Annotated in this window: 16 protein-coding genes; 8 read left to right on the top strand and 8 right to left on the bottom strand. The window is 63.7% G+C overall.

The window, feature by feature from the left end:
• Position 1: 1 nt before the first annotated feature.
• A complete protein-coding gene (locus tag FYJ85_RS12590) occupies positions 2–1,396 on the top strand; it encodes a class I SAM-dependent methyltransferase (RefSeq protein ID WP_154418968.1) in 1,395 nt (464 codons plus the stop codon).
• Complete coding sequence (locus FYJ85_RS12585; RefSeq protein WP_154418966.1) at positions 1,383–1,769, top strand: hypothetical protein; 387 nt, start codon at positions 1,383–1,385, stop codon at positions 1,767–1,769. Before FYJ85_RS12590 ends, FYJ85_RS12585 begins: the two co-directional genes overlap by 14 nt.
• Positions 1,770–1,792: 23 nt before the next feature.
• On the opposite strand, the gene FYJ85_RS12580 is transcribed toward FYJ85_RS12585, so the two are convergent.
• The 6 genes from FYJ85_RS12580 to FYJ85_RS12555 form a co-directional block, all read right to left on the bottom strand.
• A complete protein-coding gene (locus FYJ85_RS12580; RefSeq protein WP_154418964.1) occupies positions 1,793–2,803 on the bottom strand; it encodes a hypothetical protein in 1,011 nt (336 codons plus the stop codon).
• 203 nt (positions 2,804–3,006) lie between these two features.
• The gene (gene carB, locus FYJ85_RS12575; protein ID WP_154418962.1) at positions 3,007–6,258 is read right to left on the bottom strand and encodes a carbamoyl-phosphate synthase large subunit; all 3,252 of its coding nucleotides are present in this window, start codon (positions 6,256–6,258) and stop codon (positions 3,007–3,009) included.
• A gap of 1 nt (position 6,259) precedes the next feature.
• The gene (locus FYJ85_RS12570) at positions 6,260–7,870 is read right to left on the bottom strand and encodes a CTP synthase (protein ID WP_154418960.1); all 1,611 of its coding nucleotides are present in this window, start codon (positions 7,868–7,870) and stop codon (positions 6,260–6,262) included.
• Between the two features lie 3 nt (positions 7,871–7,873).
• On the bottom strand, positions 7,874–8,974 hold the full coding sequence (carA, locus tag FYJ85_RS12565; protein WP_106055340.1) for a glutamine-hydrolyzing carbamoyl-phosphate synthase small subunit: 1,101 nt from the start codon (positions 8,972–8,974) through the stop codon (positions 7,874–7,876).
• Positions 8,975–9,015: 41 nt separating this feature from the next.
• Positions 9,016–10,785 (bottom strand): class II glutamine amidotransferase, encoded by a 1,770-nt coding sequence (locus FYJ85_RS12560; protein ID WP_154418958.1) that lies wholly within the window; start codon positions 10,783–10,785, stop codon positions 9,016–9,018.
• Positions 10,786–10,803: 18 nt separating this feature from the next.
• Positions 10,804–12,936: a glutamine synthetase III family protein gene (locus FYJ85_RS12555; RefSeq protein ID WP_154418956.1), complete on the bottom strand. Its 2,133-nt coding sequence runs from the start codon at positions 12,934–12,936 to the stop codon at positions 10,804–10,806.
• Positions 12,937–13,193: 257 nt separating this feature from the next.
• On the opposite strand from FYJ85_RS12555, the gene gltB reads away from it, so the two are divergent.
• From gltB to FYJ85_RS12525, 6 genes are read left to right on the top strand one after another with little or no spacing between them, the layout of a single operon-like run.
• Positions 13,194–17,696 (top strand): glutamate synthase large subunit, encoded by a 4,503-nt coding sequence (gene gltB, locus FYJ85_RS12550; RefSeq protein ID WP_154418954.1) that lies wholly within the window; start codon positions 13,194–13,196, stop codon positions 17,694–17,696.
• A gap of 25 nt (positions 17,697–17,721) precedes the next feature.
• Positions 17,722–19,113, top strand: a complete 1,392-nt coding sequence (locus tag FYJ85_RS12545; RefSeq protein ID WP_106055344.1) for a glutamate synthase subunit beta — start codon at positions 17,722–17,724, stop codon at positions 19,111–19,113.
• A complete protein-coding gene (gene dapF / locus FYJ85_RS12540; protein ID WP_177995430.1) occupies positions 19,110–19,940 on the top strand; it encodes a diaminopimelate epimerase in 831 nt (276 codons plus the stop codon). The genes FYJ85_RS12545 and dapF overlap by 4 nt, the downstream gene beginning before the upstream one ends.
• 1 nt (position 19,941) lies before the next feature.
• The gene (locus FYJ85_RS12535) at positions 19,942–21,180 is read left to right on the top strand and encodes an LL-diaminopimelate aminotransferase (protein WP_154418952.1); all 1,239 of its coding nucleotides are present in this window, start codon (positions 19,942–19,944) and stop codon (positions 21,178–21,180) included.
• 29 nt (positions 21,181–21,209) lie between these two features.
• On the top strand, positions 21,210–22,742 hold the full coding sequence (locus FYJ85_RS12530; protein WP_106055347.1) for a sigma-54 interaction domain-containing protein: 1,533 nt from the start codon (positions 21,210–21,212) through the stop codon (positions 22,740–22,742).
• A 27-nt stretch (positions 22,743–22,769) separates the two neighbouring features.
• Complete coding sequence (locus FYJ85_RS12525; RefSeq protein WP_106055348.1) at positions 22,770–23,330, top strand: DJ-1/PfpI family protein; 561 nt, start codon at positions 22,770–22,772, stop codon at positions 23,328–23,330.
• A 252-nt stretch (positions 23,331–23,582) separates the two neighbouring features.
• On the opposite strand, the gene rbr is transcribed toward FYJ85_RS12525, so the two are convergent.
• Both rbr and FYJ85_RS12515 read right to left on the bottom strand, forming a co-directional pair.
• Positions 23,583–24,119, bottom strand: a complete 537-nt coding sequence (gene rbr / locus FYJ85_RS12520) for a rubrerythrin (RefSeq protein WP_106055349.1) — start codon at positions 24,117–24,119, stop codon at positions 23,583–23,585.
• Between the two features lie 111 nt (positions 24,120–24,230).
• Positions 24,231–25,451 (bottom strand): Gfo/Idh/MocA family oxidoreductase, encoded by a 1,221-nt coding sequence (locus FYJ85_RS12515; protein WP_154418950.1) that lies wholly within the window; start codon positions 25,449–25,451, stop codon positions 24,231–24,233.
• Between the last annotated feature and the right edge of the window lie 31 nt (positions 25,452–25,482).

Raw genomic sequence — 25,482 nt, 5'->3', positions numbered from 1 at the left:
GATGGGCGAAACGAGGAATGCCGGATCGTTCCGCGATCCGTCCGGAACCGTGTTCGTTGCGGCGGACGGGTCGATCCTCCGCAGCGTGAACCCGGTTTACCGGGAGAATTATGAACGCTTCTGCTCCTCCGGGCTCCGGGAGCGGCTCTGCCGCGACGGGCTGCTGGTTCCGTTCAGGGAGGCCGATGAGCTTGTCGAACCCGGTTCGTTCAAAACGCTGAAGGCGGAGAAGATCGAATTCGTCTCCTATCCGTACGAGTGGTCGTTCGGGCAGTTGAAGGACGCCGCGCTTCTGACGCTTGAGATTCAGAGGATCGCGCTCGAACATAATATGATGCTGAAGGATGCGTCCGCCTACAACGTTCAGTTCCGCCGCGGCCGTCCGGTCTTCATCGATTTGCTGTCGTTCGAAACGGCGGACGACCGGCCGTGGAGCGCCTACGGACAGTTCTGTTCGCACTTCCTTGCTCCGCTGGCGCTGATGGCGAAGCGGGATGCCGGATTCAATGCGGTCATGGCGGAGTATCTCGACGGGATTCCGCTCGAGCTGGCTTCGAAGCTGCTGCCGTGGAAAAGCCGTTTTTCGCCGGGGCTTTTGTTCCATATCCATCTGCATGCGAAGATGCAGCGCCGCCACCAGGACGGCCGCGCCGCGGCGGAGAAGACGAAGCGCGTCCGGGTGTCCGTCGGCAGCAAGATCGCCTTTGCGGAGAGCCTCCGCTCGCTGGTCCGGAGTCTGAAACTGCCGGAGAGCAAAACCGAGTGGGGCGACTATTACAGCGACACGAATTACGGCGACGCCGCGTTTGCGGCCAAGAAGGAGCTTGTGGCGCAGACGGCGGAGGAGCTCCGTCCCCGGCGGGTGCTGGACCTCGGCGCGAACACCGGCGTCTTCAGCCGTCTCGCGTCGCGGGACGGGAATCTTGTGGTCGCCGCCGACATCGACCCGGTCGCGGTGGATCGTCACTACCGGTTTTTGAAGCGCGGGAAGATTGCGGACGTGCTGCCGCTGCGGATCGACCTTGCGAATCCGTCTCCGGCGATCGGCTGGGACAACCGCGAACGCGACAGCTTTTTCTCCCGCTGCGATTTCGATCTGGTCATGGCGCTGGCGCTCGTTCACCATCTGGCGATCACCCACAACGTTCCGCTGCCGATGATCGCCGGGACGCTGGCCGGGCTCGGCCGCACGCTGCTGATCGAGTTCGTGCCGAAAGAGGATTCACAGGTCCGGCGGCTGCTTTCGACCCGCGAGGACATCTTTCCGAACTACCATGCGGACGGGTTTCTCGCGGCGTTCGAACCGTATTTCGAGCTGCGCCGCCGGACGCTGATTCCGGGGACGAAGCGGGAGCTCTTCGTATTCCGGAAACGGGGGACGGATGGGGCTCTTTGACGCCATCGCGATCAGTTCGAGCCTGAGCCTGATTGCAGGCGTCTGCATCCTGCTCGAAGCCTGGTGTCTGATGAGCGAGACGAAAGACCGAAAGGGGTTTCTCCTTGCCTGGGCGCTGCTTGCGCAGTTTGCGCTGCCGGTGCTGCTGACCTGGCTCTGCCGGGAAGGGGTCGTCCCGTTCCGGCCCGCGTATCTTCTGCTCGAGTATGCGGTCAGTCTGCCGGCGGCTGCCGCGGTGCTGGCGGCGCTTTGCGTGCTGGCGTCGAACCGTCACCGGATTCCCGAGCTTACGGTCTACGGAGTCTGGACCTTTGTCTTCGCCGCCGGGACGTTCCTGCTGCAGCTGGCGGTTCACAGATCGGTTTTCGACTGATCTGCTGTTCTTGCCGCGGAATATTAACGGCTGCCCGCTGCGGTGGTTCCCATGTGTTTTCCCGCCGCGCCGTAACGCCGGATGGTTCCGCCGCCGCTTTCGGTCGTGGCGATCAGCCTGCCGTTGACGTCGTAGTGGCGGACCGTCTTTCTGCCGGCCTCATTGCGCCGGGCCTGCGCGGTTTGTACGTTCATTGCGGCTTCCTGCTTTCTTCTCTCGTGCAGTTCGGCCGGATTGTCCACGGCGACGAGTTTCCCTTCATAAAACTTCCGGCAGAGCGCTTCGGTGCGGGCCGTGCCGGTGACGATTCCCATGTCGTCGTACCAGGTGGTGCGGCCGGGCGCTTCCGTGATCGTGCCGGTCATATAGCCGGCCGTATTCCGGAATACGGTGGAATTTCCGGCCTTTCGGCTGGTTCCGGTGACCCGGCCTGCGGCGTTGTAGTAGGTGGTCAGCTCACCTGTCGTCACTTCGCGGGAGTAAACTTCCCCGGCCGCATTGTATACGAGCGCGGTGCCGCCGCTGACGACCCGCGCTCCGGTCAGGTTGCCGCTGCCGTCGTAATAGAGTGTTTTGCCTCCTTCGATGAGTTCCGTGCCGATGACCGTCCCGGCGGCGTTGCGGCGGACGACGGCGCCGTCGGTTTCGGCCGCACTGCCGGTCAGATAGCCGGCGGCGTCATAATAAAACGTGATTGTTCCGATCGGACTGTAGCTGGTTTTCAGGCGCTCGATTTCCCGCTCGATTTCGAGACGCATCCGCGCCTGATTCGCCCGCTCGTTTTCGATCGCCTGCCGCACCTGCCGGGCCGTTTCATCGGCGGCCTTCCGCCGCTGTTCCTCCAGCAGCCGCTGCATATCCTTCCGGGCCTCGTCCAGTTTCCGGTTCAGTTCGTCGGATGAATAGTAGCCGTCCAGGTCCGCACGGCCGACGATGTTGCCCGAATTGTCGCGGATCTCCACCGTTTCCGCCGCCGTTCCGACTGCCAGGAATCCCGCCAGCAGTGCCGCACACCATGTTCCGATCATTTTCATATTCCATCCCCTTTTGCTTCGGTTGATCTGTCCGTTCTGCGATTTCTTTACCGTATTAACGAGGATTGATCGGAAAATATTATATTATTAAATATGAAATATTCAAAAAATCCAAAATATTTTGCATGTTTGTCCGGCGGGAAGGAAACGGGTGCCGGCGGCCGGTGTGCTGTCCTGTCCGCCGGCGCCCGCCATTTTCCCGGTCAGCGGATGTGGCGGTGATACTCCTGAAGGCTGCACACCTCGAAGCGGCCGAAATCGGCTTTGTCCGTCAGCCCTTCAATCGCGGCGGTCAGCCCGGCGATCGTGGTGGTGATCGGGATTCCGGAGACGACCGACTGGGAGCGCATCCGGATCTCGTCGACCATCGCTTCCGCGCCCGATTCGGTCGAGTTTATGATCCACTGGATCTCCTTTTCCCTGATCAGGTCGAGCAGGTTCGGACGGCCGCGCGAGATGCGGAACACCGCCCGCGTCTTGATTCCGGCATTGTAGAGCAGCGTCGAAGTTCCGAGCGTGGCGTAGAGGTTGTAGCCGAGTTTCACGAGCTTTTCGGCAAGCCTGACCGCCTTCGGCTTGTCCTCGTCGCGCAGCGAGATGAAGACGTTGCCGGAGGCGGGGAGCCGGTTGCCGGCGGCGAGCTGGCTCTTCAGGTAGGCGAGCCCGCGCTCGCGGTCGAGGCTCATGACTTCCCCGGTCGATTTCATCTCGGGCGACAGCACGATGTCGACGCCGGGAAATTTTACGAACGGGAAAACCGCCTCCTTGACCGCGGTATACGGAATATGCACCTCCTTCGTGAATCCCATCGCCTCGAGCGACTCGCCCGCCATGCAGCGCGCCGCGAGCCCGGCCAGCGGCACGCCGGTCGCTTTGCTGACGAACGGAACGGTCCGCGAAGCGCGCGGATTGACTTCGATGATGTAGATTTCATCGTCCTTCACGGCGAGCTGCATGTTCATGAGCCCGCAGACGCGGAGCTCGCGGGCGAAGGCGCGGGCGTAGTCGCGGACTTTCTCCTGCTGCGCTTCCGGGAGCGTCATCGGCGGGATCACGCTGGCGGAGTCGCCGGAGTGGATTCCGGCCGGTTCGACGTGTTCGAGGATCGCGCCGATCACGGTGGTCTTGCCGTCCGAGATGCAGTCAACATCGAGCTCTGTCGCGTCTTCGAGGAAGCGGTCGATCAGGATCGGTTTTCCCTCCGCGACGGCGGCGGCCTCTTCGACGAACTTGCGCAGGTACTTCTCCTTGTAGACGATGACCATGCCGCGGCCGCCGAGCACGAACGACGGACGCACGAGGAGCGGATAGCCGATTTTCTCCGCGATCTCGACCGCCTCTTCGACGCTGTGCGCGATGCCGCTTTCGGGCTGGCGGATGCCGATCCGGGCGGCGAGCTGCTTGAAGAAGTCGCGGTCTTCGGCTGCGTCGATGTCGTCCGGGGCGGTGCCGATCACGTTCGCTCCGGCCGCCTTCAGCTGCTGCGCGAGGTTCAGCGGCGTCTGGCCGCCGAACTGGACGATCACGCCGGAGCAGCTTTCGCGCTCGTAGATGTGCATGACGTCTTCGAGCGTCAGCGGTTCGAAGTAGAGCTTGTCGCTCGTATCGTAGTCGGTCGAGACGGTCTCGGGGTTGCTGTTGACCATGACCACCTCGTATCCGGCCTTGCGCAGCGCGAAGGCGGCGTGGCAGCAGCAGTAGTCGAATTCGATGCCCTGGCCGATCCGGTTCGGACCGCCGCCGAGCACCATGATGGTTTTCTTTCCGCCGTGGCTGCGGACCGGTTCCCCGCCGTCGCTCCAGGTGGAGTAGTAGTACGGGGTGATCGCTTCGAACTCCCCCGCGCAGGTGTCGACCGTGCCGTAGACCGGTTCGAGCCCGGTGCGGCGGCGCGCGGCGCGCACTCCGGACTCCGTCGCGCCGAGCAGGTACGCGATCTGGCGGTCGCTGTAACCGAACTCCTTGGCCTGCCGGAAGAGCGGCTGGTCTCTTTCGAGCTCCGCGAGCGTTCCGGCGGAGCGGATCTCCTCCTCGAAAGCCGCGAGCTCTGCGAGGTGCCGCAGGAAATAGTGGTCGATTTTCGTGAGCTCATGGAGCGTCTCTTCGCTCCAGCCGCGCTTCAGGGCGGCGCGGAGAACGAAGATGCGTTCGGCGTTCGGGCGGATGAGTTCGGCGCGCATGGTTTCGTCGTCCATCGACTCGTATCTGCCGTCTTTTCCGTCGGCGCCGAAGCCGGCCCTCCCGGTTTCGAGCGAACGCAGCGCCTTCTGGAGCGACTGCTTCAGATTCCGGCCGATCGCCATCGCTTCGCCGACCGACTTCATCTGAGTGCCGAGGGTCGAATCGGCCATCGGGAATTTCTCGAAGGTGAAGCGCGGGATTTTGGTCACGATGTAGTCGAGCGACGGTTCGAAGCAGCTCGGCGTGCTGCCGGTGATGTCGTTGCGGAGTTCGTCGAGCGTGTAGCCGACCGCGAGCAGCGCCGCGATCTTTGCGATCGGAAAGCCGGTCGCCTTCGAGGCGAGCGCGCTCGACCGCGATACGCGCGGATTCATTTCGATGATGATGCGCCGTCCGGTTTCGGGGTTCACGGCCCATTGCACGTTCGAGCCGCCGGTCTCGACGCCGATGGCGGCCATGACAGCGAGCGAGTCGTCGCGCATTTCCTGGTATTCGCGGTCGGTCAGCGTCTGGATCGGCGCGACGGTGATCGAGTCGCCGGTGTGGACGCCCATCGGATCGAGATTTTCGATCGAACAGACGATGACCGCATTGCCGGCCTTGTCGCGCATGACCTCCATCTCGAACTCCTTCCAGCCGAGCAGCGACTCTTCGATCAGGACTTCGGAGTTCAGGCTGGCGTCGAGTCCGCGCGTGACGATCTCCTCGAACTCCTTCGCATCGTGCGCGATGCCGCCGCCCGTTCCGCCGAGCGTGAAGCCGGGGCGGATGATGAGCGGCCAGCTGCCGATGGTCGATGCGACCGCCTGCGCTTCGGCCATCGAGTGAGCCGAACCGGAGCGCGGCAGGTCGAGCCCGATGCCGAGCATGCTCTCCTTGAAGAGCTGGCGGTCCTCGGCGCGGCTGATCGCTTCGGCGGTCGCACCGATGAGTTCGACCTGGTAACGTTCGAGGATGCCGCGCTTGTCGAGCTCCATGGCGAGGTTCAGCGCGGTCTGTCCGCCGAGGGTCGGCAGCAGTGCGTCGGGGCGTTCGCGCCAGATGATTTCGTGCAGGATGTCGGCGGTCAGCGGTTCGATGTAGGTTCGGTCCGCGAATTCCGGGTCGGTCATGATCGTGGCCGGATTGCTGTTCACGAGCACGACTTCGAAGTTTTCGCGCTTCAGCGCCTTGCAGGCCTGCACGCCGGAATAGTCGAACTCGCACCCCTGGCCGATCACGATCGGGCCGGAGCCGATCAGCATGATTTTTCTGATGTCGTTGCGTCTGGGCATATCAGTTTCCTCTCTTTCTCTGCAGCGCCGCCGCGACCAGCCCGTCGAAGAGCGGGTGGGGCTGCTGGGGCCGGGATTTGAATTCGGGGTGGAACTGGCAGCCGATAAAGTACGGATGACTGCCGGCGAGTTCCACGATTTCGGCGAGCATCCCGTTCGGGCTTGTACCGGCGACGGTCAGTCCCGCCGCTTCGAGCTCGGATTTGAATTTCGGGTTGAACTCGTAACGGTGGCGGTGGCGTTCGCTGATTTCGGAGGCGCTGTAGAGCTTCGCGCTCCTGCTTTTCGGAACAAGCACGCACGGATATGCGCCGAGCCGCATCGTGCCGCCCTTGTCGGTGATGCTGCGCTGTTCTTCCATCAGGTCGATGACCGGATGGAGGGTCATTTCGTCGAATTCGGTGCTGTTCGCGTCCTTCCAGCCGAGCACGTTCCGCGCGAATTCGATGACTGCGCACTGCATGCCGAGGCAGATGCCGAGGAACGGGACGTTGCGCGTCCGGGCGTATTCTACCGCCTTGATCTTGCCGCGCACGCCGCGTTCGCCGAAGCCGCCCGGCACGAGCACGGCGTCGGCTTCCTTCAGGAGTTCGTCCGCACTGCCGGTTTCGAGTTCCTCGGCTTCGACGAGCAGGAATTTCACCTTCGCGCGGTTCCTGATCCCGGCGTGATGCAGCGCCTCGTAGATGCTCTTGTAGGCGTCCTGATGCTTGATGTACTTGCCGACCACGGCGACGGTGCATTCGTCCTCCGGGTGCAGCACGCCGTCGAGCCAGCTGCGGTATTCGGCCAGATCGAGTTCGCCGGGCTCGAGCCGGAGCAGCTCGAGCACCTTCAGATCGAGCTCCTGCCGGGCGAGTTCGAGCGGAACCTCGTAGATCGAATTGCGAACATCGAGCTCTTCAATCACGGAATCCTCCGGGACATTGCAGAACATCGAGAGTTTTTTGAAGTGGTCCGGCTCCATCGGAATTTCGGTCCGGCAGACCAGGATGTCCGGCGCGATGCCGATGCTGCGCAGCGTCGAGACCGAGTGCTGCGACGGCTTGGTTTTAAGCTCTTTCGCGGCCCGGATGTACGGCACGAGCGTCAGATGCAGGAAGATCACGTCGTCCCGGCGGGCCGCGAGTTTGAACTGCCGCGCCGCTTCGAGGAACGGCAGGCTCTCGATATCGCCCGCCGTGCCGCCGATTTCGGTGATCGCGATATCGACCTGCGGACGGTGCAGCGACTGCATCGCCCGCCTGATTTCGTCGGTGATGTGCGGGATGACCTGCACCGTGCCGCCGAGGTAGCCGCCGGAGCGTTCGCGGGCGATCACGTTGCTGTAAATCTTCCCGCTCGTGAAATTGCTGGCCTTCGAGCAGCGGACGCCCGCGATGCGCTCGTAGTGGCCGAGGTCGAGGTCGGTCTCGGCGCCGTCGTCGGTCACGAAGACTTCGCCGTGCTGGTACGGGCTCATGGTGCCGGGGTCGACGTTCAGGTAGGGGTCGAGCTTCTGCATGGCGATGCGGTAGCCGCGTTTGGCCAGCAGCATCGCGAGCGCGGCCCCCGTGATTCCTTTCCCGAGGCTCGAAACCACCCCGCCGGTGATGAAGATGTGTTTGGTCATGATTCAGCGCTCCATGAGTTGCCGGAATTGCCGGAAGAGACAGCCCGCGTCGTGCGGCCCCGGCGCGGCTTCCGGATGGAACTGGACGGACGCGGCGGGCTCCGTCTTGTGGCGGATTCCCTCGATTGTGTTGTCGTTCAAATTGATATGGGTGACTTCAAGCGCGGCGGGCAGCGTCTCCGCCTTCAGCGCGAAGTTATGGTTCTGCGAGGTGATTTCGACCCTGCCGGTCAGCAGGTTCCGGACCGGGTGGTTGCAGCCGTGGTGGCCGAATTTCAACCGCCCGCACTCCGCGCCGGAGGCGAGGCCGAAGAGCTGGTGCCCGAGGCAGATGCCGAAGAGCGGGACCTTGCCCGCGAGAGTGCGGATTGCATCGATCGCGTAACGGAGCGCCGCGGGGTCGGCCGGGCCGTTCGAGAGGAAAACACCGTCCGGCTTCAGGGCGAGCGCATCGGCCGCGGTTGCGGCGGCCGGCAGCACGGTCACGCGCATGCCGTTCTCCGCCATGCCGCGCAGGATGTTGTATTTGATGCCGAAATCGAAGGCGGCGACGTGGAAATCTCCTTCGCGGTTCCACTCATACGGTTTCCCGGCCGTGACCTTCGCGGCGTAATCCTGCCCGTCGAGTCCTGCCCAGGCGCGGGCGCGGTCCACCGCCTCGGCCTCCGAAAGCGGCTCGTCCGCGGTATGCAGATACGCCTTCTGGCTGCCTTCGTCGCGCAGCATGACGGTCAGGCTCCGGGTGTCGATTCCGGCGATGCCGGGCTTGCCGTTCCGTTTCAGGTATCCGGAGAGCGACTCCTCCGAGCGGCAGTTCGACGGCTCGTTGAGCTCGTGGATCACGAGGCCGTTCAGAAACAATCCGCGGGATTCGACATCCTGCGGATTACAGCCGTAATTTCCGATTTCGGGGGCGGTCAGCGTGACGAACTGCCCGGCGTAGGAGGGGTCGGTCAGGATCTCCTGATAACCGCTCATGCCGGTGTTGAACACCGCTTCTCCGGCTGTGTCGACGGGGGCGCCGAAGCTCCAGCCGCGGAAGACCGCGCCGTTGGCGAGCGCGAGGAAGGCGGCGCGCTCCCGCCGCTTTTTCCAATTATACATATTTCTGCTCCTTGTAAATATGTCCCATGCAAATTTTTCGTTCAGTAGGCCCGGGCGTCGATGTGTTCCATATAGTTCACCAGCGCGCGGTTCACGACCCGGAAGCCGCCGGGCGTCGGATAATTCCCGGTGAAATACCAGTCGCCGGTATGCTCCGGGCAGCACTCCGCGAGGTCCGCGCAGCTCTGGAAGACGACCGCGAATTCGGCACGCATGTTATCCGGGCGCAGCCGCCGGGCGATCGCCGCCGAGAGCTCCGCATCGGAAAATTCGTCGTAGACCGGGCGCACGCAGTTCGTCATCGCCTCCGCCGGGCCCTCGAGTTCGCGTTTTGCGTTTTCATAGCAGCGTTCGAGGAGGCCGAACCGGCCGCGTTCGCGCAGCAGGTCGACGGCGGCCTCGAAGGCGACGAGCTCCTTCAGGCTGGCCATGTCGATGCCGTAGCAGTCCGGATACCTGATCGGCGGCGCGGCCGAGGCGATGACGATCTTCTTCGGATCGAGCCGGTCGAAGATCGGCAGGATCGCGTTTTTGAGCGTGTTGCCGCGGACGATCGAGTCGTCCAGCGCCACAAGCGTGTCGGAGCCGGGCCGGACCAGCCCGTAAGTCACATCATAGATGTGCATGTAGAACTCCCTGCGGCTGGCGGCGTCGGCGATGAAGGTGCGGAATTTCGCGTCCTTGACCGCAATCTGTCCGAAGCGCACGGTATGTCCCGCGTCGCAGGCGATGCGGTTCAGCGTATCCAGCAGCCCGTGGAAGCTGACCTGCGCGGTGTTCGGAATGTACGAGAACAGCGTGTTTGCGAAGTCACCATCCACCTCTTTCAGCACGGCCGGCACGAGCTTCCGCCCGAGCGCCCGCCGCTCGCGGTGGATCTCCGCATCGTTCGGGCGTGAGAAGTAGATGCGCTCGAAGACGCACCGCCGCAGCGGTTTCGGCGGCAGGCAGGGGCGGAATTCGACCTTGCCGTCGCGGTCGATGACCATCGCTTCGCCCGGGGGCAGCTCGCATACCTCGGCGGTCGTGCAGTCGAAGGCGGCCTGGATGGCCGGGCGTTCCGAACTCACCACGGCGACTTCGTCGTCGAAATAGTAGTATCCGGGGCGGATTCCGGCAGCGTCGCGGATTGCGAACGATGTGCCGTCGCCAAGAAGTCCGCAGAGCGTGAAGGCGCCGTCGAATTCGCCGCAGGCATGCCGCAGCACTTCCGCAAGATCGAAATTATGCTGCTTTTCGTCGAGCGCCTTTTCGAGGCAGTGGCCGATCAGCTGCAGAATCAGGTAGCCGTCCGCCCGGCTGGCCGGGTGGTGGCCGGTGGCGAGGAGCCGGGCGAAGATTTCCCGCGTGTCGGTCAGGTTGAAGTTGCCGGCCAGCAGCAGTGTCCGGTTCAGGCACGAGTTGGCCCGGACGAACGGATGGCAGGCGTCGAGTCCCTGCCGCCCGAAGGTGCCGTATCGCAGATGGCCGAGGTAGAGTTCGCCGCAGAACGGACAGGTCCGCAGCGCCTCCTCCGCCGTCGGCGTTTCGCCCGGGGGCGGCATGGTCCGGCCGATCCGTTCAAGCAGGTCGGCCAGCGGCATGTTCCGGTTCGATTTCTCGAGCGCATAGCACGGCTCTCCCGGCTCCGGGTTCAGCCGGACGCAGGCGATGCCCGCGCCGTCCTGTCCGCGGTTGTGCTGCTTTTCGAGCAGCAGCGCGAGATGCTGGCAGCCGTAGAAGGGGGAGCCGTATTTGCGGATATAGTAGTCGATGCCGCGGCGGAGCCGCAGCATGCTGACCGCACACTCATGTTTGACCGGGTCCGACATGCTGCTGGATTCCTTTCTTCAGTAGACGAAGAGCATTTCGCGGTACTTCGGCAGCGGCCAGCACTCGTCGGCCACGAGCCGTTCGAGCGAATCGACCGTGTGCCGGAGCTCCGCCATCGCCGCGATGATCTCCTCGTGCAGCCCGCCGAGCGCGGTTCGGAGCGCATCAAGCTTCGCGTTGAGTTCGTCGAGTCCGGCGCCGAGGCCGGCGGCGCTCTTCTGCAGCGCGGCAAGCCCGGTTGTGAGTCCGGCCTCCTTCGCGGCGGCGAGCGCCCGGGCGGCCTTGCCGTATTCGGCGGTGACCACGGGGGCGATCATGCTCGCGGCGATTTCGAGCGCGATCTCGCCCTCGATCCGGATGCGGCGGTGATACTCCTCGAGGAACACCTCGAAGCGGGATTCGAGTTCGCGGCGGTTGTAGACGCCGTATTTCTCGAGCATCGCGATGTTCTCCGGGGCGGTCAGGCAGCGCAGCGCCTCCATGGTGGTCTTCGCGTTCGGGAGTCCGCGTTTTCCGGCCTCCTTCAGCCACTCCTCCGTGTAGCCGTCGCCGTTGAAGATGATCCGCTTGTTCGCCCGGATGACCTTCTGCAGGTGCTTCTGGAGCCCGGAATTGAATTCGTCTTTCTTCAAATTCTCCAGCACGTCGCTCATGCGGTCGAACGCCTCGGCCACGATCGTGTTGAGGATCGTGTTCGGCCCGGAACAGGACTGGCTCGAACCCGGCGCGCGGAATTCGAACTTGTTGCCGGTGAAGGCAAACGGACTCGTCCGGTTGCGGTCGGTCGCGTCGCGCGGCAGCGGCGGGAGCGTATCGGCGCCGATCTTCATCGCGCCCGGGTGGCGGCTCGAGGTCGGCGCGCCCTTTTCAAGCTGGTCGATCACATCCGCGAGCTGGTCGCCGAGGTACATCGAGATGATCGCCGGCGGCGCCTCGTTCGCGCCGAGACGATGGTCGTTGCCGGCCCCGGTGACGGCGGCGCGCAGCAGGTCGCTGTGCAGGTTCACCGCTTCGATGATCGCGGTCAGCACGGTCAGGAAGATCGCGTTCTGGTGCGGGTCGTTGCCGGGATTGAGCAGGTTGTTCTTTCCGTAAGCGACTGACCAGTTGTTGTGCTTGCCGGAGCCGTTGATTCCGGCGAACGGCTTCTCATGCAGCAGGCAGACGAGGCCGTGGCGGTCGGCCACCTGCCGCAGAACTTCCATGACGAGCATATTGTGGTCGCAGGCGAGGTTCAGCTCTTCGAACATCGGGGCGAGTTCGAACTGGGCCGGGGCAACCTCGTTGTGACGGGTCTTGGCCGGGATGCCGAGCTTCCAGAGCTCCTGTTCGACCTCGGTCATGAAGGCGAGGATTCTGCCTTTGATCGAACCGAAATAGTGGTCTTCGAGCTGCTGGTGCTTCGGCGGCGGTGCGCCGAAGACCGTCCTGCCGGTCTGGAGGAGGTCCGGGCGCTGGAGATAGAAGTGCTTGTCGATGAGGAAGTACTCCTGCTCCGGACCGAGCGTGATCGTGACCCGCTCTTCGGGCAGTCCGAAGCATTTCATCAGCCGTTTCGTCGAGATCGACAGCGCCTGCATCGAGCGCAGCAGCGGCGTTTTCTTATCGAGCGCTTCGCCGGTGTAGCTGCAGAACGCGGTCGGGATGCAGAGCGTCGCGCCGTTGGCGTGCCGCTTGATGAAGGCCGGGCTGGTCGGGTCCCACGCCGTGTAGCCGCGCGCCTCGAAGGTCGAGCGCAGCCCGCCGGACGGGAAGCTTGAGGCGTCGGGCTCGCCGACGATCAGGTTCTTGCCCGAGAAGGTCATGATCGCCTTCGCATCCTTCGGCTCGAGGAACGCGTCGTGCTTTTCGGCCGTCGAACCGGTCAGCGGCTGGAACCAGTGCGTGTAGTGGGTCGCGCCGCGTTCGAGCGCCCAGTGCTTCATGGCATGGGCGACGTCGCCGGCGATGTCGGGGTCGAGCGGTTCGCCCTTCGTGATGGTCGCGAGCAGCTTCTCGCAGCTCGATTTCGACAGGTATTCGCGCATGACGTCGATATTGAACACGTCCTCGGCGTAATAGCCGAGATCGACCGGGCCGGCCGGCATCGGCTCCGCTCCGCAGATTTCCGCCACCGCGTTGACGGCCTTGATTCGGTTCAGGTTGCTCATGATGGGTCCTCCTGTAATTCGGTTGGGATTTTTGCTGCAATCGATTCAGCAAAAGGCGTGCCAACTTGTTTTTGAGCGGAGAGGCGTAGGGGAGGCGGGGAATTGCTTTACGAAAATGTAAAACACAAGAATCCGGTTTTACAAAAATGTAAATGCATGCCGGCCTTTATGCGGTTTTCTTCGCTCAGGCTGAACTTGGCACGCCTTTTGCTTTAACCTTAAAAAAACAGCAACATTCAGAAAGGAGCACTGAATTCATGGAACAGCAACGACAGCAGAACGGGCCGGCCCGGCGATTCGACCGCCCGCCGGTTCCCGACAACGGGCTTTACAGCTTCGGCAACGAGCACGATGCCTGCGGCGTCGGCATGGTCGCCGACCTCAACAACGTGCCGTCGCACAAAATTGTAACGATGGGGCTGACCGTCCTGAAGCGGCTCATGCACCGCGGCGCGGCGGGCGGCGATCCGGATACCGGCGACGGCGCCGGACTGCTCCTTTCGATGCCGGATGAATTCTTCCGCAAAACGGTCGCCGGACTGCCGGAACCCGGCGGCTACGGCGTGGCGATGATCTTCGGCGGCATCGGGCGCGAGGCGGATATCGAACGCATCGTCGCTGCCGAAGGTGGCCGGGTGATCGCCTGGCGCGAGGTTCCGACCGTGCCGGGCGAGATCGGTCGCGCGGCGCGCGAAAGCTGCCCCGCGATCCGCCAGCTTTTCATCGGCGGGGAGGCGTTCGCGGACCGTGCGGCGTTCGAGCGCAAACTCTTCGTCATGCGGCGGCTGATCGAAAAGACGCTCCCCGAGGCGTATGTCTGCAGCATGTCCGGCCGCAGCATCGTCTACAAGGGACTGCTGCTGGCGACGCAGCTCGAAAAATTTTACACCGACCTCGGCGACCCCGACTTCAAATCTCCGCTGGCGCTGGTCCATCAGCGGTACAGCACGAACACGTTTCCGACCTGGAACCTCGCACACCCGTTCCGCTACCTGGCGCATAACGGCGAAATCAATACGCTGCGCGGCAACCTGAACAGCCTGCGCGCCCGCGAACCGTTTCTGGCCTCGGAGCTCTTCGGAGACGATATGGCGAAAATCCTGCCGCTCGTCGCGCCGGGCCAGAGCGATTCGGCTTCGCTCGACAATATGTTCGAACTTCTCGTCGCGGCCGGCCGCGACCTCGCGCACGCCCTGCTGATGCTGATGCCGCAGGCGTGGGGAAAGAACTATCATCTCGGCCGCGATGTGCGCGGATTTTTCGAATATCACTCCGCTTTGATGGAGCCGTGGGACGGACCGGCCGCGGTGGCCGCCAGCGACGGTGTGAACGCTTGTGCGATTCTGGACCGCAACGGGCTGCGTCCGGCCCGCTATACGCTCTGCGGCGACGGGCTCTTCGTCCTCGCCTCCGAAACCGGCGTGCTCGACCTCGATCCGGCCGGCGTGGTTCGCCGGGGGCGGCTGCGTCCGGGCGAGATGATCTATCTCGATCTCGAAAACCGCCGGCTGCTGCTCGACGGCGAAATCAAAAGCCGCGCCGCCCGCCGCCGTCCGTATCGCCGCTGGGTCGAGGAGAACAAGATTCCGGTTCACGGGCTCTTCTCCGAAATCACACCCTCCGACGTGCCGGGCAACCTGCTCTACATGCAGAAGCTTTTCGGTTATTCCCGCGAAGACATTGAGCTCCTGATCTCCCCGATGGCCGCCGGCGGGCATGAGCCGGTCGGTTCGATGGGCAACGATGCGGCGCTCGCCGTGCTGTCGGCGAAGCCGCAGTTGCTTTTCAATTACTTCAAACAGCTTTTCGCGCAGGTGACCAATCCGCCGATCGACCCGATCCGCGAGGAGCTGGTCATGAGTCTGCTGACCTATATCGGCAACCAGGGGAACATTCTCGCCGAGACGCCGCTTCACGCCCGGCTCGTAAAGCTGCAGCGCCCGGTTCTGACCGACGACGAGGTCATGCGGCTGCGCCACATCGGTTCGGCCGATTTCCGTGCGAAAGTGCTGCCGCTGGAGTTCCCGGCCGGCGGCGACGGACGCATGCTCGACCGGGCGCTGAAGCGCCTGGCGACCGACGCCGTCGCGGCGGTGCAGGAGAACTGCCGCATCCTGATCCTCTCCGACCGGAATCCGTCCCCGGGGACGACGCCGATTCCGTCGCTGCTGGCGACCGCGGCGGTCAACCGCGCGCTGGCTGCGGCCGGGCTGCGGCCCGGCGCCGGCATCATCGTCCAGTCCGGCGAGGTCCGGGAAATCATGCATTTCGCGCTCCTCATCGGTTACGGAGCCACGGCGGTCAACCCGTACCTCGCGCTCGAAACCGTGACCCGGCTGGCTCGCGACGGCGCGATTGCGGCCGACCCGGTCTCTGCCGCCGCGAATTACATCAACGCGGTCGACAAAGGGCTCCTGAAGGTCATGTCGAAGATGGGTATTTCGACGCTGCGCAGCTACCGTTCCGGACAGGTGTTCGAGGCGGTCGGCCTCTCGCGCGAACTCATCGACGAGTATCTGCCCGGAACCGCGAGCCGGATCGGCGGCATCGGGCTGGCCGAAATCGCCGAAGAGGCGAATGCGCGCCGGGCTGCGGCCGGGGACGGGAGCCCGCTCCTGCCGGACGGCGGCGTCTACCGTTTCCGCAAAGACGGCGAACAGCATCTCTGGACGCCCGCCTCGCTCGCCGCCTTCCGCCAGGCCGTTCAGACCGGCGACTATGCGAAGTTCAAGGAGTATTCGAAACTCATCGACGATCAGGCCGGGCATCTCTGCACGCTGCGCGGACTTTTCGAATTCGCCGAAACCAAGCCGATTCCGCTCGATGAGGTCGAGAGCGTTGAGGCGATCGTAAAGCGCTTTGTCTCCGGCGCGATGTCGCTGGGCTCCCTGAGCCCCGAGGCGCACGAGGCGATCGCGGTTGCGATGAACAAGCTCGGCGGCATGAGCAACTGCGGCGAGGGCGGCGAGGATGCGGCCCGCTACACGCCGGGGCCGAACGGCGAGAACCGCACGAGCGCGATCAAGCAGATCGCCTCCGGACGCTTCGGCGTCACCATCGATTACCTGCGCCATGCGAAGGATTTGCAGATCAAGATGGCTCAGGGCGCCAAGCCGGGCGAGGGAGGGCAGCTGCCGGGGCACAAGGTCGATAAATTCATTGCGAGGCTGCGGCATTCGATGCCGAATGTGACGCTGATCTCCCCGCCGCCGCATCACGACATCTATTCGATCGAAGATCTCGCGCAATTGATCTACGACCTCAGGAATGCGAATCCGAAGGCGCGCGTTTCGGTCAAGCTCGTCTCCGAAGTCGGGGTCGGGACGGTCGCGGCGGGTGTCGCCAAGGCGCACGCCGATGTCGTCCTCATTGCGGGGCATGACGGCGGCACCGGGGCCTCTCCGCTGACCAGCATCAAGCACGCCGGGCTGCCGTGGGAGCTCGGCCTGGCCGAAGCCCAGCAGACGCTCGTGCTGAACCAGCTGCGCAGCCGGGTAAGAATCCAGGTCGACGGCCAGCTGAAGACCGGGCGCGATGTCGTGATCGGCGCGCTGCTCGGGGCCGAGGAGTTCGGCTTTGCGACGACCGTGCTGGTCTGCCTCGGCTGCGTCATGATGCGCAAATGCCACGAGAACTCCTGCCCGGTCGGCGTGGCGACGCAGGACCCGGAGCTGCGCAGGCGCTTCGCGGGCAAGCCGGAGTACATCATGAACTTCCTGCGTTTCATCGCCGAAGAGGTCCGCGAATATCTTGCCCGGCTCGGGCTGCGTTCTCTCGAAGAGGCGTGCGGCCGCAGCGAACTTTTGAAAATGAACCGGGCGATCGATTTCTACAAGGCGAGGAATCTGGATTTCTCGAAGATTCTGCGCCCTGCCGCCGGCCCGGCCGTCCGCTTCGACGCTTCCGCGCCGAAGGAACCGCTCGAGAATTACGACCGCCGCGAACTCCTGCCGAAGCTCGCCGCGAGCATTGAGACCGGCGCGAAGGCTGAACTCGACTGCACGATCAGCAACGTCGACCGCACGGCCGGAACCGAGCTTTCGGGCGAGGTGGTCGACCGGCACGGGGCGGCGGGGCTGCCGGAGGATACGATCCGCGTCCGCTTTACCGGATGCGCCGGACAGAGCTTCGGCGCGTTTCTGGCGCCCGGCATCACCTTCGAGCTTTCGGGCGAGGCGAACGACTTTGTCGGCAAGGGGATCTCGGGCGGCCGGATCGTAATCCGGCCCGCGCCGGAAGCGACCTGTCCGGCCGCGCAGAACGTGATTGCGGGCAACGTGATCGGTTATGGCGGAACCTCGGGAAAAATTTTTCTCGCCGGGCAGGCGGGCGAACGGTTCGCAATCCGGAATTCCGGCGTGACGCTGGTCGCCGAGGGGGTCGGCGACCACGGCTGCGAATACATGACCGGCGGCCGGGTCGTCGTGCTCGGGCCGACCGGGGTGAATTTCGCGGCGGGCATGACCGGCGGGCTCGCGTACGTCTACGACGAGACCGGAGACTTCGACCTGCGCTGCAACGTCGGGAGCGTCGATCTTGAGACGGTCGAGCCCGGCAGCGAGGACGAGGCCGAGCTTCTCGCGCTGCTGCATGAACACGCCGGCGCGGCCGGCAGCGAAAAGGCGCAGGCGATTCTTGCGGACTGGGTGAACTGCCGGCCGAAGTTCGTGAAGGTCTTTCCGGTCGAGTACCGCCAGGCGCTCGGACGCATGGCCCGCGAGGACGCCGAAGCGGTCGACCGCCGCGAGCAGGACAATTGACCGGAAAGCATAAGGAGGGACGAATATGAATCGGAGAATTCAGGATATTTACCGCCCGGTCGACCAGCGGCGCCGGGATTTCGATGAGGTCGAACGCGCGCTTTCGTTCGACGAGCTCAAAGGGCAGGCCGGGCGCTGCATGAACTGCGGAATTCCGTTCTGCCACGGCGCCGGCTGCCCGCTCGGGAACGTGATTCCCGAGATCAACGCGGCGGTCGCGGCCGGAAACTGGGAGGCCGCCTGGAACATTCTCAGCAGCACGAGCTTCTTTCCGGAGTTCACGAGCCGAGTCTGCCCGGCGCTCTGCGAAGGCTCCTGCACCGACGGCATCGACGGCGAGCCGGTCATGGTCCGCCAGCTTGAGAAGGCCGTGGTCGAGGCCGCGTTCCGGAACGGTTTCGTGAAGCCGCCGAAGCCGCAATCGCGCAGCGGAAAAAGCGTCGCCGTGATCGGCGGCGGCCCGGCCGGGCTGGCCGCCGCGACCGCGCTGAATCTCGCCGGACACACGGTTACGGTCTATGAGAAAAATGCGGCGCCGGGCGGATTGCTCCGCTACGGAATTCCGGATTTCAAGCTTTCGAAGAAGATGATCGACCGGCGGATCGCGCTGATGGAGGAGGCCGGAATCCGCTTCGAATGCGGCACCGAAGTCGGGCGCGACATCTCCGGCGGCTATCTTGCGCGCCGCCATGACGCAACCGTGCTGACGATCGGCACGCCGCAGGCGCGCGATCTCGCCGTTCCGGGACGCGAGGCGTCCGGAATTCATTTCGCGCTCGAGTTTCTGCAGGGGCAGAACCGGGTGCTCGGCCGCGAGTGCGCGGCGCTTCCGGTAAACGCGGCCGGAAAACGGGTCGTCGTGATCGGCGGCGGCGATACCGGCAGCGATTGCGTCGGCACGTCGGTCCGCCAGGGCGCGGCCTCGATTCTCCAGATCGAAATCATGCCGAAGCCGCCCGAAACGCGCTCGCCTTCGACGCCGTGGCCGCAGTGGCCGTATCTGCTCCGCACGAGTTCGAGCCACCGGGAGGGCGGCGAACGGCGCTGGAATCTTGCGACGAAGCGCTTTTGCGTGGAAGGCGGCCGCGTGGCGGGGCTTGAGGCCGTGACCGTCGAGTGGGAGTTTTCGCCGCTCGGCCGGCCGCTTACATTCAGGGAGCTGCCGGATTCGGCTGAATTTATTCCGGCCGACCTCGTGCTGCTCGCGATGGGCTTTACCGGCGTTGCGGCGGAGGGCGTTGCGGCGGAGCTCGGCCTTGCGGTCGATGCGCGCGGCCGGGTGCAGCCGGCTCCGGAGCGCGGGATTTTCGCCGCGGGCGACAGCGCTTCGGGCGCGTCGCTCGTGGTCCGGGCGATCGCGGACGGCAAGCGGGTCGCGCAGGCGGTTGACGCATATTTGAAAGGAGGCGCGCAGTGAAGATCTCAAAGTGGCACGGACTCGGCAATGATTTCATCCTGACCGAGCTTTCCAAGTCCTCCTCCTTCGATATCCGCGGCGCGGTCGAGCGGCTTTGCGACCGTCATTTCGGAGTCGGAGCCGACGGCGTGGTGACGATCCGCCACCTTTCCGGCAATGCGTTCGAGATGCGCATCTACAATGCCGACGGGACCGAACCCGAAATGTGCGGCAACGCGACGCGCTGCGTCGGACTCTACATCAAACGGAGAATGCTCGCCCGCGGCGACGAATTCGAGCTCCGCACGAAAGGCGGCATCGTCCGCCCGAAGGTGCTTGAGAACGGCACGGTGCGGGTCGATATGGGGGAGCCCCGGCTGCTGCGCGGCGAGATTCCGGTGGCCGGAAACCCGGCGGAACAGGCGCGCGAGGTGAAACTCCGTGCCGACGGGCGCGATTTCACGGCCTTCTGCGTTTCGATGGGCAACCCGCATGCGGTGATCTTCGTGCCGGACATCGAGGCGGTCGAGTTGGAAAAATGGGGACCCGTCCTTGAGTGCGACCCGCAGTTTCCGAAGAAGATCAACGTCGAATTCGTCGAGGTCCGCAGTCCCGGCATGGTTCGCATGCGGGTCTGGGAGCGCGGCTGCGGCATCACCATGGCCTGCGGCACCGGCAGCTGCGCGACGGCGGTCGCCGGACACCTTTCCGGGCGCACCGGCAGCTGCGTGACCGTGCTGCTCGACGGCGGCGAGCTCCTGGTCGAACACTCCGCCGCGGACAACCATGTATATATGACCGGCCCCGCCGTGGAGGTGTTCCGGGGCGAACTTGTGGAGAAAATCTGAAATGGCGCAAATCAATTCGAATTATCTGAAGCTCCCCGGCAGCTATCTTTTTGCGGCCGTCGCGAAAAAGGTCGCGGCTTTCAGGGAGGCCCATCCGGAGGCCGACATCATCCGGCTCGGCATCGGCGACGTGACCCGGCCGCTTGTTCCGGCCGTGGTCGAGGCGATGCACCGGGCCGTCGGCGAAATGGCCTCCTGCGAGACCTTCCGGGGGTACGGCCCCGAACAGGGGTACGATTTCCTGATCGATGCGGTCATCCGGGCCGAATACGGCAGCCGCGGCGTCGGGCTCGACCGGGACGAGGTTTTCGTCAGCGACGGTTCGAAGTGCGACGTTGCGAACATCCAGGAGATTTTCGACTCCGGCAGCCGGGTTGCGATCGGCGACCCGGTCTACCCGGTCTACCTCGATACGAATGTCATGGCCGGGCGCACCGGCGAGGCCGGCCCGGACGGGCGTTTCGAAGGCGTGACCTACCTGGCCGCGACGGCGGAGAACGGCTTCGCTCCCGCGTTGCCGGAGCGCCCGGTCGATCTGATCTACCTCTGCAGCCCGAACAATCCGACCGGGACCGTGCTGTCGCGCGAAGAATTGGCGAAGTGGGTTGCCTATGCGCGCGAAACCGGCGCCGTGATCCTGTTCGACAGCGCTTACAGCGCCTATATCCGCGAACCCGGGCTGCCCGGCAGCATCTACGAGATTCCGGGGGCGAAGGAGGTGGCGGTCGAATTCAAGTCGTTTTCGAAGACCGCCGGCTTCACGGGCGTCCGCTGCGCGTTCACCGTGGTGCCGAAGGCGTTGAAGGCGCGCGCGGCGGATGGAACGCTCCGGAGCCTCAACGCGCTCTGGAACCGGAGGCAGTGCACGAAATTCAACGGGGTAAGCTACGTCGTCCAGCGCGGCGCCGAGGCGGTCTATTCCGAAGCCGGGCTGCCGCAGATCCGGCAGCAGATCGACTATTATATGGAGAATGCCCGGATCATCCGCGAAGGGCTCTCCGGAGCCGGATATACGGTCTTCGGCGGAAAAAATGCGCCGTATATCTGGTGGAAGCTGCCGGACGGGCTTGACTCCATGCGTTTTTCTGATACATTACTGGAACGGTGCCGGGTGGTCGGAACTCCCGGTGTCGGCTTCGGCCCCGGCGGAGAGGGGTATTTCCGGCTGACCGCCTTCGGCGACCGCGAGCGCACGAAGGAAGCGGTGGAGCGCATCCGGCAGGCGGAACTCTTCGCCTGAAGCAAACGGAATTGACAGGGAACGGCACAATGGACGAACGAATGAAATCCGAAATCACCGTCTTGCAGGAGATCAGCTCGGCGATCGTGCATGAGCGCAACGCCGACGCGCTTCTGAACAAGGTGCTCGATGTCCTGAACCGCCGGATGGGCATGCTGCGCGGGACGTTCACGCTGCTGCAGGGCGACACGCTGACCATCGAAGCCTCGCAGGGGCTCGATGAGAACGAGAAGCAGCTCGGGCGCTACCATATCGGAGAGGGGATCACCGGGCATGTTGCCGAAACCGGCCGCCCGCACCTGATTCCGGATATCCGGCGCGACAGCCGTTTCCTGAACCGCACGAAATCCCGCGACAGCAAGGAGCCCGTCGCCTTCATCTGCGTGCCGATCATCCACCTCGAGCAGGTGGTCGGCACATTGAGCATCGACCGGCGCATCGCTCCGGACACCGATCTCGAGAACGATATGGCGCTGCTCGAAATCATCGGCAATATCACGGCCGAAGCGGTTTCCGTCGCCCAGAAGGAGCACGAAGAGCGCGAGAACCTCCTCGAAGAGAACCGCAAGCTCCGCCGGATGCTTGCGGAGAATCCGGGCGAAATGGTCGGCAACTGCCGCGCCATGCAGCAGGTCTACGAGCTGGTCCGCCAGGTGGCTCCTTCCGACGCGACCGTGCTGATCCGCGGCAGCTCCGGCACCGGGAAGGAGCTGGTGGCGCGCGCGATCGTGAATCTGTCGCCGCGCCGGGAGAAGCCGTTCGTCTGCCTGAACTGCGCGGCGCTGCCCGAGAATCTGGTCGAAAGCGAACTTTTCGGCCATGAGAAGGGGGCCTTTACGGGCGCGACCGGCCGCAGGATCGGCCGCGCCGAGGCGGCCGACGGCGGCACGCTGTTTCTCGACGAGATCGGCGACCTGTCGCTGCAGACGCAGGTCAAGCTGCTGCGGTTCATTCAGGAGCGCACGTTTTCGCGGGTCGGCAGCAACGCCGAGCTGCGTTCGAACGTCCGTTTTCTCGCCGCGACGAGCCGGAACCTTGAGGAGCTGATGAGCAAAAAACTGTTTCGCGAGGACCTTTATTACCGGCTCAACATCTTCCCGATCTCGATGCCGGATCTGTCGAAGCGCAAGAGCGACATCATTCTGCTGGCCGAGCATTTCATCGAGAAGATGAATGTGAAATACGGCAAAAAGGTTTCCCGGCTCTCGACTCCGGCGATCAACATGCTGATGGCCTATCACTGGCCCGGCAACGTCCGCGAGCTCGAGAACTGCATCGAACGGGCGGTGCTGACCGCGCAGGACGAATGCATCCACGGCTACAATCTGCCGCCTTCGCTGCAGACCGGCAAGGAGTCCGGCACCGAGCTTCTGCCGGACGGCAAGGCGTCGTTCAACACTCTGGTGGATTCCTACGAGCGCGAGCTGATCGTCGAGGCGCTGAAGCGGAACTCCGGCAACATGTCGGCCGCGGCGCGCGATCTCGGACTCTCGCCGCGGGTGATTCATTATAAAATCGGCAGGCTCGGCATCACCCCGGAGTGGTATGTCGACGGAGAGTAATATACGCAAACGGAGAGGGGAGGCAAGATGAAGAAAATTCTGATGATCGCCGGTGATTTCGTCGAGGATTACGAGATGATGGTGCCGTTCCAGGCGCTGCAGATGGCGGGGTATGAGGTCGTTGCGGTCGCGCCGGAGCGGAAGCCCGGCGATGTGATCCGCACCGCCGTCCACGACTTCGAGGGCGACATGACCTACACCGAGAAGCGCGGACACAACTTCGCGCTCAACGGCGACTTCAATCTGGTCGATGTGAAGAAATTCGCCGCGCTCGTGCTGCCGGGCGGCCGTTCGCCCGAGTACCTGCGGCTCGACGTGCGCGTGCTCGAAATGATCCGGCAGTTCGACCGGCTGAAGAAGCCGATTGCGGCGGTCTGCCACGGTCCGCAGTTGCTGACCGCCGCCGGAATCATTGCGGGACGGAAGATCAGCGCGTATCCGGCGGTGAAGCCCGAGGTCGAAATGGCCGGCGCGACTTACGTCGAGCTGCCGATGACCGGAGCTGTGACCGACGGACATTTCGTCACCGCCCCGGCATGGCCGGCGCATCCGGAGTGGCTGCGCCAGCTGCTTGAGCTTTTGAAGTAATACGCTTTTCTGAGGCGTTTTTTCGCGCCTCCGTTCTGCCGCCTTTCAGTATTGCCGGAAGCAGAAAAGGGAGGCGCGGACGCCTCCCTTCCGGTATCATGCGGTATCGCTTTCGGGTATGAACCCGTTCCGCCTTTCCCGGCTTGCTTTATCCTTTCTGCCGCCTTGCGGGACAGATAAAACTCAAACCCGGAATATCCGCGGTCCCGTGTCCATGCCCGGGGATGATATCGTATCAGCGGCTGAAGCCGCTCAGTAGTTCCTGGCTTCGAGCTCGAAGAACGCTTTCGGCTTCTTGCAGACCGGGCAGACTTCCGGAGCTTTCGGCCCGATGTAGACGTGTCCGCAGTTGCGGCACTCCCAGCGGTTTTCGCCGGTGCGGACCCAGACTTCGCCGTCCTCGAGGTTCTTCAGCAGCGTCAGGTAGCGTTCCTCATGGCGCTTCTCGATCGCGGCGACGCGCTCGAGGTTGCGGGCGAGGGCGCTGAACCCTTCCTCTTCGGCGACCTTGGCGAAATCCTTGTACATTTCGGTCCATTCGCCATGTTCGCCGGCGGCGGCGGCCTTCAGGTTCTCGGCCGTGCTGCCGATGAGCCCGAGTTCCTTGGCCCAGAGCTTCGCGTGCTCCTTCTCGTTGTTGGCGGTCATTTCGAAGATCGCGGCGATCTGCTCGTAACCTTCGGCGCGGGCGACTTCGGCGAAGTACGTGTACTTGTTGCGGGCCTGGGATTCTCCGGCGAACGCATGTGCGAGATTTTCGGCGGTCTTGCTGTTCTTGAGGTCAGCCATCTTTCACTCTCCTTGAGTTATGTTGCTGTTTCATAACGAAACGGGCTTGTCATTGCTTTAAATATAGTAATAGTTATCAAAAATGCAAATGCGAAAATGGAAAAAAATGAATTATTTGCTGTTTTTGATGAGCCGCCCGGTGAATCCGCGGTATCCGGCGAGAGCGAACGGTTCTCCGGGAACGGCCCAGGCGAAGTCGCGGGTGTCGACCAGGCGGCTCTCTTCGAAGGCGCGGCGGATCGCGTCGTCGATGCCGGGAACCACCCGGCGGTTCACGCCGTTTTCGGTGACGGTGCGGACCTCCTCCTGCGGAATGTCGCGGTTCGGAACGGAGTCGAAGACGGCATTCGAGATCAGCGTGTGCTTCGAGGCGAGGTCAAGCGTGCAGATGAACTGCTTCGGGTCCTCCATGCGCTTCAGCAGCGCGTCGTAGATGTGCTTGCGCATTTCGTCATGCGGCGTGGAGGCGAACTCCTCGGTGTCGCCGTTTTTGAGCGTGACGACGGTGCGCTGCTCGTCGTAGTCGATGGTTCCGGCGTCGCCTTCGATGCGCGAGATCGGATTCACGTTTTTTTCGCAGACATGGGTTACATGGAAATAGATCTGCTGCTCGAGCGCGCTTTTGATCCTGATCGTGGCGAAGTCGTTGGTTTCGATCCGGTTGGCACGGAACAACCCGGCCTGCACTTCGACCGGGTCGACGGTCCCCTCGAAACTGGTGCCCGCATAGAAGATCAGCAGATTCAGGAAGTGGGCCATCGCGTTCGTGAACGGGCTGTCAAGCACCCATTTGCCGTTGACGGAGAGCATTCCGGCCCAGTTGTTCCGGCTGTAATACGCATCGTTGCGCGGCCAGAGCGTGTAGGATTTGAAGATCCGCGGCCTGCCGATGGCGCCGGCCAGCAGAAGCTCCTTGATCCGGCGGGTTTCGGGCTGGTACATGGTCTGGTAGCCGACCGCGACGAATTTGCCGGTCCGCTTTTCGGCCTCCTTCATGATCTGCGTCTCTTCGACGGTCGGCGCCACGGGCTTCTCGACGTAGACGTTTGCTCCGGATTCGAGCGCCGCGACGGTCATCGGGCAGTGCATGGCGATTCCGGTCGGAATGAAGCAGATGTCGATTTTGCCGCGGAATTCCTCGAGCATGACGCGGTAGTCGGTGAAGAGCCGGCAGCCGATCGACTGGAGAAAGGCGCACTTCTCGGCCTCTTCGGACTGGTTGATGACGGTGGCGGCGACGACGTTGACTCTCCCCGCCGCATGTTCCCGGACGAAATCATTGTAATGCACGGCTCCGAATCCGGAGACCCCGATAACGGCGACATTGATCATGGTGAAAAGCCTCTCCTGTTGAAAAATTGTG

The organism is Victivallis lenta, assembly GCF_009695545.1.
GTDB classification, from domain to species: Bacteria; Verrucomicrobiota; Lentisphaeria; order Victivallales; family Victivallaceae; genus Victivallis; species Victivallis lenta.
The sequence above is the reverse complement of the archived record's forward strand: the minus strand, read 5'-3'. Positions and strand labels throughout refer to the sequence as shown.